This is a genomic window from Leifsonia stereocauli (assembly GCF_038432415.1).
GTDB lineage: Bacteria > Actinomycetota > Actinomycetes > Actinomycetales > Microbacteriaceae > Orlajensenia > Orlajensenia stereocauli.
In genome coordinates, this window is record NZ_JBCAUN010000001.1 from 244740 (window position 1) to 258921 (window position 14182).

Annotated in this window: 15 protein-coding genes; 3 read left to right on the forward strand and 12 right to left on the reverse strand. The window is 68.4% G+C overall.

What is annotated here, in order from left to right:
- Nucleotides 1–28: 28 nt before the first annotated feature.
- The 9 genes from AADV74_RS01300 to AADV74_RS01340 form a co-directional block, all read right to left on the reverse strand.
- Nucleotides 29–202 (reverse strand): CsbD family protein, encoded by a 174-nt coding sequence (locus AADV74_RS01300; protein WP_055820229.1) that lies wholly within the window; start codon nucleotides 200–202, stop codon nucleotides 29–31.
- 83 nt (nucleotides 203–285) lie between these two features.
- Nucleotides 286–990, reverse strand: coding sequence for a DNA alkylation repair protein (locus tag AADV74_RS01305; RefSeq protein ID WP_342111062.1), 705 nt, complete (start codon nucleotides 988–990; stop codon nucleotides 286–288).
- 37 nt (nucleotides 991–1027) lie between these two features.
- Nucleotides 1028–3106: an acyltransferase family protein gene (locus tag AADV74_RS01310; RefSeq protein ID WP_342111064.1), complete on the reverse strand. Its 2079-nt coding sequence runs from the start codon at nucleotides 3104–3106 to the stop codon at nucleotides 1028–1030.
- Nucleotides 3107–3211: 105 nt separating this feature from the next.
- Nucleotides 3212–4093 carry a metal-dependent hydrolase gene (locus AADV74_RS01315; RefSeq protein WP_342111066.1) on the reverse strand — a complete coding sequence of 294 codons (882 nt, stop codon included), beginning with the start codon at nucleotides 4091–4093 and terminating at the stop codon, nucleotides 3212–3214.
- A gap of 4 nt (nucleotides 4094–4097) precedes the next feature.
- Complete coding sequence (locus AADV74_RS01320) at nucleotides 4098–4487, reverse strand: VOC family protein (protein WP_342111068.1); 390 nt, start codon at nucleotides 4485–4487, stop codon at nucleotides 4098–4100.
- A 44-nt stretch (nucleotides 4488–4531) separates the two neighbouring features.
- Nucleotides 4532–5896 (reverse strand): threonine/serine exporter family protein, encoded by a 1365-nt coding sequence (locus AADV74_RS01325; protein ID WP_342111070.1) that lies wholly within the window; start codon nucleotides 5894–5896, stop codon nucleotides 4532–4534.
- Between the two features lie 9 nt (nucleotides 5897–5905).
- A complete protein-coding gene (locus AADV74_RS01330; RefSeq protein ID WP_342111072.1) occupies nucleotides 5906–6391 on the reverse strand; it encodes a glutathione peroxidase in 486 nt (161 codons plus the stop codon).
- A 140-nt stretch (nucleotides 6392–6531) separates the two neighbouring features.
- The gene (locus AADV74_RS01335; protein WP_342111073.1) at nucleotides 6532–7713 is read right to left on the reverse strand and encodes a cation:proton antiporter; all 1182 of its coding nucleotides are present in this window, start codon (nucleotides 7711–7713) and stop codon (nucleotides 6532–6534) included.
- Between the two features lie 15 nt (nucleotides 7714–7728).
- Nucleotides 7729–8223: a cation:proton antiporter regulatory subunit gene (locus AADV74_RS01340; protein ID WP_342111075.1), complete on the reverse strand. Its 495-nt coding sequence runs from the start codon at nucleotides 8221–8223 to the stop codon at nucleotides 7729–7731.
- 129 nt (nucleotides 8224–8352) lie between these two features.
- Here AADV74_RS01340 and AADV74_RS01345 point away from each other — a divergent pair, with 129 nt between their 5' ends.
- Nucleotides 8353–8850, forward strand: a complete 498-nt coding sequence (locus AADV74_RS01345; protein WP_342111077.1) for a GNAT family N-acetyltransferase — start codon at nucleotides 8353–8355, stop codon at nucleotides 8848–8850.
- Between the two features lie 10 nt (nucleotides 8851–8860).
- Here AADV74_RS01345 and AADV74_RS01350 read toward each other — a convergent pair whose 3' ends face one another.
- The 3 genes from AADV74_RS01350 to AADV74_RS01360 all read right to left on the reverse strand — a co-directional run bounded on the left by AADV74_RS01350 (nucleotide 8861) and on the right by AADV74_RS01360 (nucleotide 11757).
- Nucleotides 8861–10024, reverse strand: coding sequence for an acyl-CoA dehydrogenase family protein (locus AADV74_RS01350; RefSeq protein ID WP_342111079.1), 1164 nt, complete (start codon nucleotides 10022–10024; stop codon nucleotides 8861–8863).
- A gap of 10 nt (nucleotides 10025–10034) precedes the next feature.
- Complete coding sequence (locus tag AADV74_RS01355; RefSeq protein ID WP_342111081.1) at nucleotides 10035–11036, reverse strand: DUF4349 domain-containing protein; 1002 nt, start codon at nucleotides 11034–11036, stop codon at nucleotides 10035–10037.
- A gap of 127 nt (nucleotides 11037–11163) precedes the next feature.
- Nucleotides 11164–11757, reverse strand: coding sequence for a TetR/AcrR family transcriptional regulator (locus tag AADV74_RS01360; RefSeq protein ID WP_342111083.1), 594 nt, complete (start codon nucleotides 11755–11757; stop codon nucleotides 11164–11166).
- A gap of 118 nt (nucleotides 11758–11875) precedes the next feature.
- Between AADV74_RS01360 and AADV74_RS01365 the strand changes: the two genes are divergently transcribed.
- Complete coding sequence (locus AADV74_RS01365) at nucleotides 11876–13027, forward strand: ABC transporter permease (RefSeq protein WP_342111085.1); 1152 nt, start codon at nucleotides 11876–11878, stop codon at nucleotides 13025–13027.
- A 39-nt stretch (nucleotides 13028–13066) separates the two neighbouring features.
- A complete protein-coding gene (locus tag AADV74_RS01370) occupies nucleotides 13067–14050 on the forward strand; it encodes an aldo/keto reductase (RefSeq protein WP_342111087.1) in 984 nt (327 codons plus the stop codon).
- The last annotated feature ends 132 nt before the right edge of the window (nucleotides 14051–14182 follow it).

The window sequence follows — 14182 nt, forward strand, 5'->3', positions numbered from 1 at the left end:
GGCGGAGGCGTTCTGTCGAAGGTCAGTGTCAGCTCTTGAAGGCGTCCTTGACGTCGTCGCCAGCCTGCTTGACGTTGGCCTTGGCCTGGTCTGCGTGCCCCTCAGCTTCGAGACGCTCGTTGTCGGTCGCCTTGCCGACGCCCTCCTTGACCTTGCCTGCAGCCTCTTCGGCACCGTGCTTGATCTTGTCGTCCAAACCCATGAGTGTCCTCCTTCGATCGATTGATTCCACGCTCTCAGGATCGGAAGTGCGCTGCTAGGGGTTGACTTCCCAGCTGTCGGACGTCATCTCCCGAGTCCGCGGTAGTGCGCCTTCTCGGCCGCGTCCATGTGCTCGAGCGCGTTGCTCAGCATGACGCGGGGCATGGCGGCGGCGTGGGCGTCGAGGAAAGCCAGGAGAGCCGGGCGGTCGGTGTCTCCGGCATAGCGCAGCATCCACCCCGCGGCCTTCGTGACGAGGGGTTCCGAGTCGGCGACCACCAGCTCGGAGATGGCCAGCGCATCCGTGACATCGCCGGCCCTGATGAACCAGGCCGTCGCGAGCAGTGCCGATCTCCGATTCGGCCAGAACGACGATCGTGCCAGTTGGTACAACGGATCGCGCGGCTTGTCGGCGAGCCAGCCGCCGAGCACGTCCCTGGCCGCGAGGTCGACGAGGTCCCAGTTGTTCACCCGGTCCGAGCGGCGCAGGTACAGCTCGTACAGCTCACCGCGACGCTCGAGCGTCGCCGTCTTGGCTGCCGCAGCCTTGCCCATGATGCTGCAGGCGCCGACGCGCACCTCGTGCACGGAGCTTTCCAGCATGGACTCCAGCTCGGCGATCGGCATGTCGAGGTGCCGCTTGGCCAGCTCGAAGATCGAGCCCATGCGCACGCCGACGAACTCCTCGTCGGGGCCGGCGGTGAAGTAGCGCAGGATCTTCGTCAGCTCGACGGGATCACGGAGCGTCTCGAGTTCCGCGATGAATCCCGCCGCCGTCGACTCTCCCACCACATCAGGATGGCACGATCGCGGCCGTGCCAGGTGCTCAGGATCGAGATGCCTGCGCTTCGATGCCCAAGACGCGCGGACCGATGATCGGGGCGATCGAGCGGGAGAAGCTGGCCGTCATGTGGTGGCTGTCGAAGTACACGATGAGCCCGCCGATCAGGGTGTGGCAGGTGGTCTCGTCGCAGAAGACGTCATCCAGGTCGACTGTCCGCACCTCGGGGTGCCGGGTCGCTGCGATCATGAGCGGGTCGACGTCGGTGGGGATCGTCGCCGAAGCGCGGGAGAGAGGACACGGGTCGACGTCGCCGGGGTGCTCGGCGATGCACTGCGGGATGTTCGTGAGCCCGGCGTTGGGGAGGTCCCTGATGGCGACGACCTGCTTGCCGGCGTCGAAGAGGGGGCGCCACGCATTCTCGAAGTCCTCAGGAGCGACAGGACGGCCCAGCTTGTCGGGTGAGGGCATCGTGTACTGGCTCGTGTAGTTGGTGAACACCACGGAGTCGATGTCGGGTCGGCCGGCGATGTCGGTGATGGCGTGCTTGCCCCAGGTCGCGCAACTCCGGATCGACGTCGGACTCGAATCGCTGGCCGGCTGCACCCTCGGGGCGCCGGTGCCCGCGCACCAGGTCTTGATGTAGGTGAGGATGCGCACGTGGTGCTGCTTGCCGTAGCGGTCGAGTGCCTCGAGGTACTGCCCGGCGTGGGAATCGCCGATGAGGGCGATCGTCGACGTGAAAGCCTTCACGTCTCCTCGGTCGCAAGTGATCACGCGCGACGAATCGAGTGGCACCTTGCACTTGTCGGCGATCTGAACCCCCTTGCCGATGTCGTTCGCGGCGACGATGGGGTTCGTCAGGATGTTCGGGGCGTAGGGGTCACGGCACGGGTTGCCGGGCATCACGGCCACGGCGCCGCCGCAGACCTCGGCGGCGGCGACGGCCCGCTTGTTCTCCTCGGCGGCCACGGCGATGGCCTGGCCGGTTCTCGCGTAGCCGAAGGTGCTCACGCCGAGCATGAGCGCCGTCACGGCGACGGTGGCGACGAGCGTCAGCCATGCCGGTCGTGCCGTGAACAGCCTCATCTGGCGTCCTGGATCCTCGATCAGGGTCTTCGAGAGCCAGGCGAGCGCGAGGCTCACGACGAGGATGCCGACCCGGCTGGTGAATCCGAGTTCATGCCCGAGGGCGAAGGGAAGGATCACGATGAGCGGCCAGTGCCACAGGTAGAACGAGTAGGAGATGTCGCCGATCCACTGCACCGGGCGAAGCCGGAACAGGACGCCAGGTCCCCACGGCAGGCGGGGGTCGCCCGCCCAGATGACGAGCAGGGTCCCCAGCACGGGCGTGACGGCGGCGATCCCCGGGAACGGCGTCGCCGGGCTGTACAGGACGATCGTCGCCACCAGCATGCCGAATCCGACCCAACTCACCGCGGCGCGGAGACGGGGGGAGTGCATGTGCACGCGGGCCGCGGCGAAGGCCAGCAGGCCTCCCGCACCGAACTCCCACGCACGGCTGAGCGTCACGAAGTACGCCGGGGCGGGATCGGTCGCGACCGCGACGGCTGCGTAGACGAACGATGCCAGGACGAGCAGGAAGAGGGTGATTCCGATGAGTCGCCTCGGCCTCGCGCCGAGCCTGGCGGCGATGGCCAGCATGGCGACGATGAGGAGCGGCCAGATGATGTAGAGCTGCTCCTCGACGGACAACGACCAGAAGTGCTGCACGGCCGACGGGCTGTTCTCGGAGTGGAGGTAGTCGACGGAGTCGACGGCGAGTACCCAGTTCTGGATGTAGACGGCTGACGCGCCGATCTCCTTGAACCACTGCTGCCAGAGGGTCATGGGCACCCAGATCACCGTGGCGACGCCCGTCGCGATGAGCACCAGCATGCTCGCCGGGAGCAGTCGGCGCGCACGACGGGCCCAGAATCGACCGAGGGCGAGCCCACCGCTGGCATCCGTCTCGCGCAGCAGGTGCCCGATGATCAGGTAGCCGCTGATCGCGAAGAAGATGTCGACTCCGACGAAGCCACCCGTGATGCGCGTGGGCCAGAGGTGGAAGAGCACGACGGCCCCGACTGCGATGGCCCGAAGGGCCTGGATCTCCTTGCGCACGGGTCTGGTGGTGGGTGGTGCGCTGGAGATGAGTCGATCCTTCCGAAGACATTCCCAGCGATAGTAGTTGACCGCGGCTGAGTACCTGAATTCCCCGTTCGGGTCTCAGCGGGAGGTCACGGCATCCGTCAGCATGGTGAGGGTGGGCGTGCCGTCGACGTCAGCCAGCTCGAGCGTCACCGTGAGCGAGCCGAGCTCGGACAGCGCTGAGACGTGGGTTCCCCCGCAGGGGATGCTGACGGATGCCTCCGCGAGGTCCGCGACCCACGATCGGCGGTCGGTCAGGCCGGACCCGGCGACGTCGATGTGCACCGGTGCGTCCTCGGAGATCCAGGCCGCCAGCGTCGCGCTGGTCGCGGCCTCGATGGCGGCGAGCTGCTCGGCGAGGCCGTCTGCGGCGAAACCCTTGCGACGCAACGACTTGTTCAACCTGAACACGTCGGTGGAGCCGTTCTCGCGGATGAGGGAGCTGGCGATCGCAGCTCCGTCGAAATCGGGCTCTCCGAGGCCGTCGACGCGCACCTCCTTGGTCCACCGGTCGGCGACGGCGCGGTTCAGGGCCAGTGAGGCGAGGTGACAGGCTGTGTGACCGATGGACAGAGCGTTGCGGTACTCCTCGTCGACGACCACGGTGACCGCGTCGCCCTCGCTGATGGCGGCATCCGAGGCCACGAGATGGGCCACGACGAAGGCCCAGCCCTCCTCGCCCTTGCGCACGGGCACGTCGGCTCCGATGAACAGGGTCTCACCATCGGTCGCGGCGACGACCGCCTCGGTCACGGCGACCTCGTCGCCGGTCGAGGTCAGGAACACGGCGCGGTCGGTTCCCTGGTCGGGCCAGCCTGCGTCGACGGGGTGGCAGGCGGTCTCGTCGAGGAGCACGGCCGTGCGACCGTCGGGTGCGGGCTCCAGGTGCAGCACCACGGCGCCGTTGCGGGTGATGCCTGCCGGATAGAGCACGACGGTATCGGTTGCGGGGAGAGTCATGCCTCTATTCTGCTGGAGGCTGGAGCACAGAGAGGATGTTGCCCGCTGGGTCGGTGAACCAGGCGATCTCGGGTCCGGGGTGCCGTCCGTCGGGGCGCTGGATGCCGCGCTCGTCCTGGCCGAAGCCGTCGTAGCGGAGCAGCTGGACTCCGGATGCCTCGAGCGAGGTGACCGCGGCGTCGATGTCGGCGACCTGGAGGTTGAGGATCGTGTAGGTGGCCGGAACGTGGTCGGGCTTCGGGTACACGAAGATGTGGTGGTCGTCGCCGAGGTCGAGGACCAGGCCGCCCATCTCCTCGGTGACGCCGAGACCGAGGGTGTCGGCGTAGAAAGCCTGGGCGGCCGGGACATCGGGCACGGCGAAGCCGCTGAAGATCCGCGTTGTTTCGATCATGGCCCCAGCCAAGCACCGCAGGGTCGCAGCGACAAGAGGGCGGGTCAGACTCTGTCGGTGTGCTCGTGCACCTTCTTGCGGCCGAGCTGGATGGGCAGCGCCATGAGCGGCCCGACGAAGCGGCGCTGCAGCTTGCGCGCCGGTCCGAGGACGGCCTGCACGAGGTACTGCCCGAGGATGGCGCCCGCGGCCAGCGCGGCGGCGACGGCGGCGGCGCTGAGCAGCGACATCAGGCCGTTGATGTCGGCATCGGCCACCTGAAGCAGTCCCTGGAAGAGCGCGAGGCCGGGCACGAGGGGGATGAGCGCCGAGACCACGACGACCAGCGGCGGAACGCGCACGACGAGCACGACGATGGCCGCGAGCAGGCCGACGGCGAGGGCGGCTCCGGCCGAGGAGAAGACGATCCCCACCTCGGTGCCGACGAGCAGGGAGTAGAACAGCTCGGCGGCCGCGCCGAGGGCGCACACCGCCCAGAATGCCCGCAGGGGTACCTGCACGGCGAACCCGAAGCCGAACACGATGATGACGGCCGCGATCAGCTGCATGGGCAGGCCCGAGATCGTGGGCGCCATCGCTCCGTCGATCTGCAACACGATGCCGAAGCGGGCGAGCAGCAGCGTGGCGCCCAGCACGCCGGCCACCAGGCCGCTGGTGATGAGCACGGCCTCGACGAGGCGGGCGGTTCCGGTGACGTAGAACCCGGACAGGGTGTCGTGCACCGCGCCGAAGGTGGTCACCCCGGCCAGGAGCATGATGATCGTCGCCACTACGACGAGCGAGGGATTCACGCGGGGATCGAGCGTGTAGACGACGGCCGCGACGAGCGGGCCGATCGCCCCGCCCACCACCGACTGGTAGAAAACCGGAACCCGGCGCTTCTGCAGGGCCGAGGTGATGACGTCGATGAAGAGCGTGGCGACGAAGGATGCCGCAGCGACGATGAGCCCGCCGCCGAGGAGGAGGGCGGCACCTGTCCCCACGAGCGCCCAGCCGAGACGGCGCAGCGCGCGCGGGTAGGCCGGCGCCCCGCCCACGATCGCGGCGACCTGGCGTCTGGCATCCGGAACCGTCGGCGGATCCTCGATGATGCGCCCGATGAGCTCCGTCGCTCTGGTGAGCTTGTGGTAGTCGAGGGTGCGGTACTTGACGTTGCGGCTGCGCGAGATCGTCTCGTAGGTCGCCGGGTTCTCCCAGCTCAGCGAGATGAGCGTGTGGGTGATGTCGGCCTCGATGTTGCGCAGCCCGTAGGCGTGCGTGACGGCCTGCATGGCCGCCACGGCGTCTTCAGCGCCGGCGCCGTTGGTGAACAGCACCTCGGTCACCCTGATGGCGATGTCGAGAACGGCGCGGGTGTAGGCCGCGGCGTCCGTCGAGCTCATGCCCGCCGTGCCGTTGGAAACCGCCATACGAGCAGATTACCGGGGGAGTGAGCCCTCGATGAGGTCCACGATCTCAGGGGCGTCGGGCTCCGTCGTCGGACGGAAGCGGTGCACCGCTCCGTCGGGGGTGATCACGAACTTCTCGAAGTTCCACTTCACCTTGCCGGCCTTGCCGTTGGCGTCCTCCGTCTTCACCAGTTCGGCGTAGAGCGGGTGCTGGTTGCGGCCGTTGACCTTGACGCGCTCGAACATCGGGAACGTCACGCCCCACGTGGTCGAGCAGTACTCGGAGATGGCCTCCTCGCTGCCGAGTTCCTGCAGGAACTGGTTGCTCGGGAACCCGAGCACGGTGAACCCGCGGTCCTCGTACTGCTTCTGCAGTGCCTCGAGCTTCTCGTACTGCGGAGCCAGGCCGCAGCGCGATGCGACATTGACGATGAGCTTGACCTGGTCGCCGTACTCGGCGAGCGTCTTCGTCTCGCCGGTGATGGTCGTGAGTGGAATGTCGTTGATCGTGGTCATATAGATGACAATGCCATCGCCGGCCGGATTATGCCCGTGAAGATCTGGAAAGCGATGAGTTTCCGCGTGGAACGCTGTCCTGAAGCCGTTGGAGGTCCGTTCCCGCGAGAAGTTCCTCGCTTTCCGGAAACGGCGGTTGCTCAGGAGGCGCGGGCCAGGGCGCGGCGCTTGAGCGTCGCCTTGAACCAGCGCGCGTCGGGCACGCGGGCGAGGATCGGGCCCAGGATGACGGTGATGAGAACGTAGGCGGTGGCGAGGGGCGCCAGCAGGGGCGCGACCCCGGCTCCGACGGCGAGGCCGGCGATGACGATGGAGAACTCGCCGCGCGCCGTGAGGGCGAAGCCCGCACGCCAGCGACCGGGAACACCGATGCCGGCGCGCTTGGCCGAGAGATAGCCCGTGGCGACCTTCGTCGCCATGGTGATGGCCGCCAGGATGATGGCGGGCACGAGCATGCCGATCAGATCGCCGGCATCCGTCGCCAGACCGAAGAACACGAAGAAGAAGGCGGCGAAGAGATCGCGGAGAGGGGTGAGCACCTCGCCGGCGTTCTGGGCCACCTTGCCCGAGAGTGCGATTCCCACGAGGAAGGCGCCGACGGCGGCCGACACGTTCACCTGCGCGGCGATGCCGGCGACCAGCATGGTGAGTCCGAGCACGCCGAGGAGCAGGGGCTCGTTGTGCTCGGGCGTGAAGATGCGCGAGATCACATGGCCGAAGCGCAGGGCGAGGAACAGGATGAGCACCACGACGCCCACGGCGATGGCCACTGTGATGGCGCCCTGCAGCAGGCTCACGCCGATGACGACGGCCGAGAGCACAGGCAGGTAGAACGCCATGGCCAGGTCCTCGATCACGAGGATGGCGAGCACGATGGGCGTCTCGCGGTTCGAGATGCGGCCGAGGTCGCGGATGGTCTTCGCGATGACGCCCGACGACGACACCCACGTGATGCCGGCCAACGCGACGGCGGCGACGGGTCCCCACCCGAGGATGAGGGCGAACGCCGCACCCGGCAGGGCGTTGAAGAGGGCGTCCATGATGCCGGCGGTCTTCGACTGCTTCAGGTTGGTGAGCAGCTCGCTCGCCGTGTACTCGAGCCCCAGCAGGGTGAGCAGCAGGATGACGCCGATCTCGCTGCCGACTGCGAAGAACTCGCTGCTGGCGTCGAGTGGGATGAGTCCGCCCTCGCCGAAGGCCAGACCCGCGATGAGGTAGAAGGGGATGGGGGAGATGCCGATGCGGATCGACAGGCGCCCGAGCAGACTCATGCCGAGTAGCAGCGCGCCGACTTCGATGAGGATCAGCGTGTTGTCATGCACTGGCGCGCCCCCGGATCAGTCGGGGCCGTTGGCCATGAGCCGACCGGCGGCGTCGAGACCCTCCCGCGTGCCGACGGCGACGATGACGTCACCGGGGCGGAGGATCTCTGCGGGGGTCGGAGAGGGGATCACCTTCTTCTCGCGCACGATGGCGACGATGGAGACGTGCGTGCGGGTGCGCGTCTTGGTGTCGCCGAGCGGCCGATTGATGAAGGGCGAATCGGTCGCGAGTTCGAGCTGCTCCGTGTAGAGCCCCTCGGTGTCCTCGCTCAGCTTGGTCAGTCGGCTGAGGGTGACGGATGTTCCGAGGACGTCGGCGAGTGCCTCGGCCTCGTCTTCGGTGATGGGGATCGAATCCCGACACGCGTCGGGGTCGTCGACGTCGAAGATGCCGAGGTTGCGCTCGCCATCGCGGTACGACACGACGCTCAGGCGACGGCCGCTCTCGGTGACGAGATCGTGACGCATGCCGATGCCCGGCAGGTCGATCTTCTCAATTCGAATTCCCACGGAGACCAAACTACTCCCGTTGTGGGGAGCATCCGTTCGCATGCGTCGTGCGGGTCATGCTCGGGTGGCCGCGCACCTGGCCCCGCGCCTCGCGCGGGCCTCAGCGAGCGGCGCGGCGATACTGGAGTCATGCCGACGGTCACCCTCACCCTCCCGTCAGGATCTCTGCTGCTGCGTCGTGCCGTCGTCGGCGACCTCGACGCGATCCTCGCGCTCTTGGCCGACGACCCGGTCAGTGCGGCTCGGGGCGACCTGGCCCGGCCCGAGGACCGACCGGCCTACGAGCGTGCCTTCGCCGCCATCGACGCCGACCCCGCTCAGCGGTTGCTGGTGGCCGTGACGGATGCGGGGGATGTGCTGGGCACGATGCAGCTGACGGTCATACCGGGCCTGGCGCGGGTCGGGGCGTCTCGCCTGCAGATCGAGGCCGTGCGGGTGCGTTCCGACCAGCGCGGCCGCGGAATCGGTGGGGCGATGATCCGGTGGGCGATGGATGAGGCGCCGGCCCTCGGTGCCGCCCTCGTGCAGCTGACGTCGGATGCCGCCCGTGTCGACGCCCACAGGTTCTACGAGCGGCTCGGCTTCGAGGCCTCGCACGTGGGGTTCAAATACCGCCCTCAGCGCTGAGCGGCATTCACTACTCGACCGGCCCGAGCCACGCGTTGGCTACGGTGCTGTGCGCCGATTCCGCGTCTGAGGGGTGGAAGATCCCGGCGAGCACGTCGCGGTAGAGCCGACCCAACTCGCTGCCGGCGAAGTACGATCCGCCACCCGAGACGCGCAACGCCTGATCGACGACGTGGCGAGCGTTCTCGGTGGCGCGGATCTTCAGGCCCACCAGCTGCGGGAACCACTGCGCCCCGTGATCCACCTGATCATCGACATCGCGGGCGAGGGAGACGAGTTGGGGCCGGATGCCGTCCTGGGCGATGGCGGCATCCGCGATACGCCAGCGGATGTCCGGGTCCTGCGCGTAGGACCGGCCGCCGGCCTTGAGCGATGTGCGGCGGTGCGCCGCGGCGACGGCGAGTTCGAGCGCGCGCTGTCCGACGCCGGTGTACACGGCGGCCAGCAGGATCTCGAAGTTGGAGAAGATAGCGAACACGAGCGAGTCGGGGTTCGGCCCGGGGTCGAGACGCCTGATGATGCGATTCGCGGGGGAGTACGCGCCATCGAGCACCGTCGACTGGCTCTGCGAGGCGCGCATGCCCAGGGTGTCCCAGTCGTCCTTGCGGGTGACGCCGGAGTCGGAGCGCTCCACGAATCCGTAGACGATCTTCGGCGCATCGGGAGAGGTGGTGTCGAGGCCCATCGTGCCGAGCTTCGTCCACGCCGGGGAGAGGGAGGTGAAGACCTTGGTGCCGGTGAACCTGTAGCCGCCGTCGGGCTGAGGGGCGGCATCCGTCGTCGAACCGAACAGCACGAGGTCGTTGCCGGACTCGCTGATACCGAAACCGAACACCTCGCCGGCGCCGGCCTCGTCGAGAAGGAAGTCGAGCGAGGAGTCGCCGCGTTCGTGCAGCACCTTGGCGACGCCGGTCCAGACGAGGTGCATGTTCACGGCGAGGGCCGTGGCCGGAGCCGCCGATCCGAGGCGCACCTGCTCGAGCACCACCTGCTCCAGCGAGAGACCGAGGCCACCGAAGTCGACGGGGACGAGCGCGCGCAGGTAGCCGACGGCCACGAGTTCGTCGAAGTCCTCGGTGAAGAAGGCGTTGTCGCGGTCATATCCTGCGGCGCGCGAACGGATGCGCTCCAGCAGGGCGTCGTCGAGGAGCGGGGTGTCGGATGCGTTGCTCACGCCACTCACATTACGCGCGGGTGTCGACGGGATCGCCTTCTGCGGCACGGTCAGGGCTGGCGGGAACAGTGGCCGCAGGTGCGGGTTCCGGCGCTGTGTCCGGCGCGGGGCCGGCGTCGGCTCCCGGGCCGTTATCGGGCGGCGGGTTCCGCGGGGTGCGCCGCGACGCCCGCACGATGAGCAGCACGATCGCGGCGATGGCGCCGAACAGCAGCAGCCACGGCAGGAGAGCGCCGATGACGACAAGGGTTCCGGCGAGGAAGCCGACGAGGGCGTTCCACCCGGCGAGGAAGCCGTCCCAGAAGGTACGCGGGGATCCGGGGGAGACCACGCCGGGCGCCGTGAAGTCGACCGAGAGGGTGGAGAAGGCGACCTGGTCCTCGAGGTAGTCCCGCTGGGTGGTGAGGCTGTCGAGCTCGGCCTGCCTGCCGGACAGGGCGTTCTCGATCTCGATCAGGTCGGCAGTGGAGTCTGCATCGGCCATGAGGCTCTCGAGGCGCTTCGTGGACGTCTCGAGCGCGCTGATGCGCGCGTCGATGTCCTGCTTCTGCTGGGTGACGTCCGTCGCCTCGGTCGAGTAGTGCGTGACGCCGCCGAGCTTCTGGATGTCTGCGACGACGGCCTGGTAGCGCGCGGAGGGCACGCGGATCACGAGGGACGCGCGAGCGGGCTGCGAGTCCGTGCCCGGCTGCTGGTTCTGCGAGTCGATGCGTCCGTCGGCCGCCGTGACCAGCGCAGTCGTCTTGGCCGCGGCCAGCACGGGATCGTCGGCTGTCACCGACATCGAGCCCGTGGTGACGACGTCGCGGGTCTCCACCGTCGAGCCGAGGCCCCCGGCCTCATCATCCGCAGAGTCACGGCCGGCATCGAGCGCGCCGTCGCCCTGGTCGGGAGCCGGTTCGGCGACGGATCCGCCGCTCACATCGGAGTCGGCGGAACCGGATGTCGAGCATCCGGCGAGCAGCAGGGTGGCGGCCACGGCGACGACGGTGGCGAGGTGCGCGCGCTTCATGACTGCACTGTAGAACCGCTGATCAGCGGTGGGGTGCGACGCAACCCGATCGTGATGTCACGATCGGGTATCACGCGGGGGATGCGTTTCGGCCGCAGACTTCGTCTGGGCCTCAACGAGCGGAGGGTCAGCGAGCGAGCAGCGCCGCACTCGTGGCGATGTAGGCGTCGCCGTCGAAACCGTCGAAGATGGCCGACTGCACCATGTAGCCCTGGCAGATTCCGATGTAGATCCATGACTCGCGGGCGCCCCGTGCCTCGGCCTCGGCCTCGCTCAGCCCGTTCCTGCGTACGTGCCACGCGGCGAGATAGGTCTGGAAGACCTCGCGGATCGACCCGGCGATGCCCTGGGCCAGTCGGCGCAGTTCGGCGTCGTTCGCCGCCGCCGCCCACAGCTGCAGCAGAACGCCCAGGTCACCGAACTCGGCCTCCACGCCACGGAGGAAGACTCCGATGAGCTCGCCGGGCTCCATGAGGTCCTCGTCCATCAGCGCGAGCTCGACGTCGGCCATGCGCTGTCCGAGCAACTCGGTCACCGCCAGCTGGATCAGTTCGTTCTTGCTCTTGTAGTGGCCGTAGATGGCCCCGGCCGACAGGCCGGACTCGGCGATGATGTCGGCGACGGATGTGCCCTCGAAGCCCTTGCGCGCGAAGCAGCGCATCGCGGCCTGGGCGATCTCGGTGCGGCGGGCGATCCGATGCTCCTCGGTGACTTTCGGCATGGTCTCATAGTAAAAAGAACGTTCGTTCTTGACAAGCGGATGCGGTGAGTTCACAATAAAGAACGATCATTCGTTTTCGTGGTGGTCACTTCCCCCTGTTGCCCTTGTAGGAGCCGTCATGTCCAAGATCGTCGTCACCAGCCCGCACACGAAGTGGGGGCGGTCCATCGGGATCGCCATCGCGGCAGCCGTCGTCGTGGGAGTCTTCGTGCTCGCATTCATCTGGCCGGGAATGACCAGCACCATCAAGGACTTCCCCATCGCCGTCACGGGCGACGCGAAGCAGGTGACCGCGTTCACGGACGCCCTCGACGAGAAGGCCGCCGGTCGCTTCGACGTCACCACGGTCGACGACCGCGCCGACGCCGTCACGGCGATCGAGCAGCGCGACGCCTACGGCGCCGTCGTATTGAGCGATTCGCCCGAGGTGCTCACGGCGAGCGCCGGGGGCACCGTGAACGCCGCGGTCATGACGCAGGTCGCAGCCCAGCTGCAGCAGCAGGTGACCGCGACCGTGTCGGCGGGTGTGCAGGACGGCATCGCCCAGGCGGCCGCGGCGCAGGCTGCCGGGCAGCTTCCGGCCGAGCAGGCTCTCGCCATCATCGAGAAGGCGAGCGCCGTCACCGCGCCGGTCGTCACCACCACCGACATCGTTCCCCTGGCCGACACCGACCCCCGCGGGGTCGGCTTCGCGTCAGCCGCGTTCCCGATGGTCATCGGTGGCATGATCGGCGGCGTGCTCATCTCGCTGCTCGTCACGGGCGTCTGGCGTCGTCTCGCCGCCCTGGCGACGTATGCCGTTGTCGCGGGTGTCGGCCTCACGGCCATCATGCAGACCTGGTTCGGCATCCTGCAGGGCGACTTCCTGCTGAACGCCGTCGCCGTGGGCCTGTCGCTCCTCGCCACCGCCAGCGTCATCGTCGGTGCCACCGCACTCATCGGCCGCGTCGGCATAGCCGTGGGCGCCCTGCTCACCATGCTCATCGGCAACCCGCTGTCGGCCGCGACGCAGCCGATGCAGTTCCTGCCCGGCGCGTGGGGCCCGATCGGTCAGTTCTTCGTGCCCGGGGCCTCCACGACCCTGTTGCGCGACCTCTCGTACTTCCCGGATGCGAGCGCGATGGAGGCGTGGCTGGTGCTCGGCGCGTGGGCTGCGGCCGGGATCATCCTGAGCTTCATCGGTCACTTCCGGAGCCAGGAGGTCGTGCACGTGGAGGGGGCCCTCGAGACACCGCGCACCACGGGCAGCCTCGCGGCGGTCTCGGCCTGACCTTCCGATGTCGGTGCGCCCCCGGCCTAGGCTGGGGGTATGCAGCATCGCACCCTCGGACGTACCGGCCGCACAGTCTCGGTCATCGGACTCGGCACCTGGCAGCTCGGAGCCGACTGGGGTGAGGTGAGCGAGTCGGACGCGCGTGACGTGCTCGCAGCATCGGTGGACGCGGGTGTCACCCTCTTCGACACAGCCGACGTCTACGGCGACGGTCGATCGGAGAGCGTGATCGGCGCCTTCCTCGCCGACAACCCCGGTCACGACATCACCGTCGCCACCAAGATGGGGCGACGCGTGGAGCAACTGCCCGAGAACTACGTGCTCGCGAACTTCCGGGAGTGGACGGACCGCTCGCGTCGCAACCTGCGCGTCGAGACGCTCGACCTGGTGCAGCTGCACTGCCCGCCGTCGGCCGTGTTCACCAGCGACGAGGTCTACGACGCGCTCGACACCCTCATGTCCGATGGCGCCATCGCGAACTACGGCGTGAGCGTCGAGACCACTGCGCAGGCCCTGGACGCCATCGCGCGACCCGGCACCGCGACGGTGCAGATCATCCTCAACGCCTTCAGGCAGAAGCCCCTCGACGAGGTGCTGCCCGCGGCGCAGGCCGCCGGAGTCGGCATCATCGCCCGCGTGCCTCTGGCCTCTGGCCTGCTGAGCGGCAAGTACACCCGCGAGACCACCTTCGCCGCGAACGACCACAGGAACTACAACCGCGACGGCTCCGCGTTCGACGTGGGCGAGACGTTCTCGGGTGTGCCCTGGGAGACCGGGCTCGAGGCTGCGCACGAGTTCGCCGATCTGGTACCGGATGGCGTTCCCGTCGCCGAGGCGGCCCTCGCCTGGATCGCCCAGCACCCGGCCGTGAGCGCAGTCATCCCGGGCGCGCGGTCGGTGAAGCAGGCTGTAGCCAATGCCGCTGCAGGGTCGACGGCGCCGATGGGCGCCGAGTTCGACGCCGCGGTCGCCGACCTCTACGACCGGAAGCTGCGGGAGCTCATCCACCCACGGTGGTGAGCGTCTGCTCGTTGAGGACCGAGCGAAGCGACCGTCCGAAGCGTGCCGGGTGGGTGCGCCGACCGAGGCGCTTCGACCGCGGACTCCGTCCGGGCCTCAGCGAGCGGAGATGTGACGAGCGAGGCGAACCGA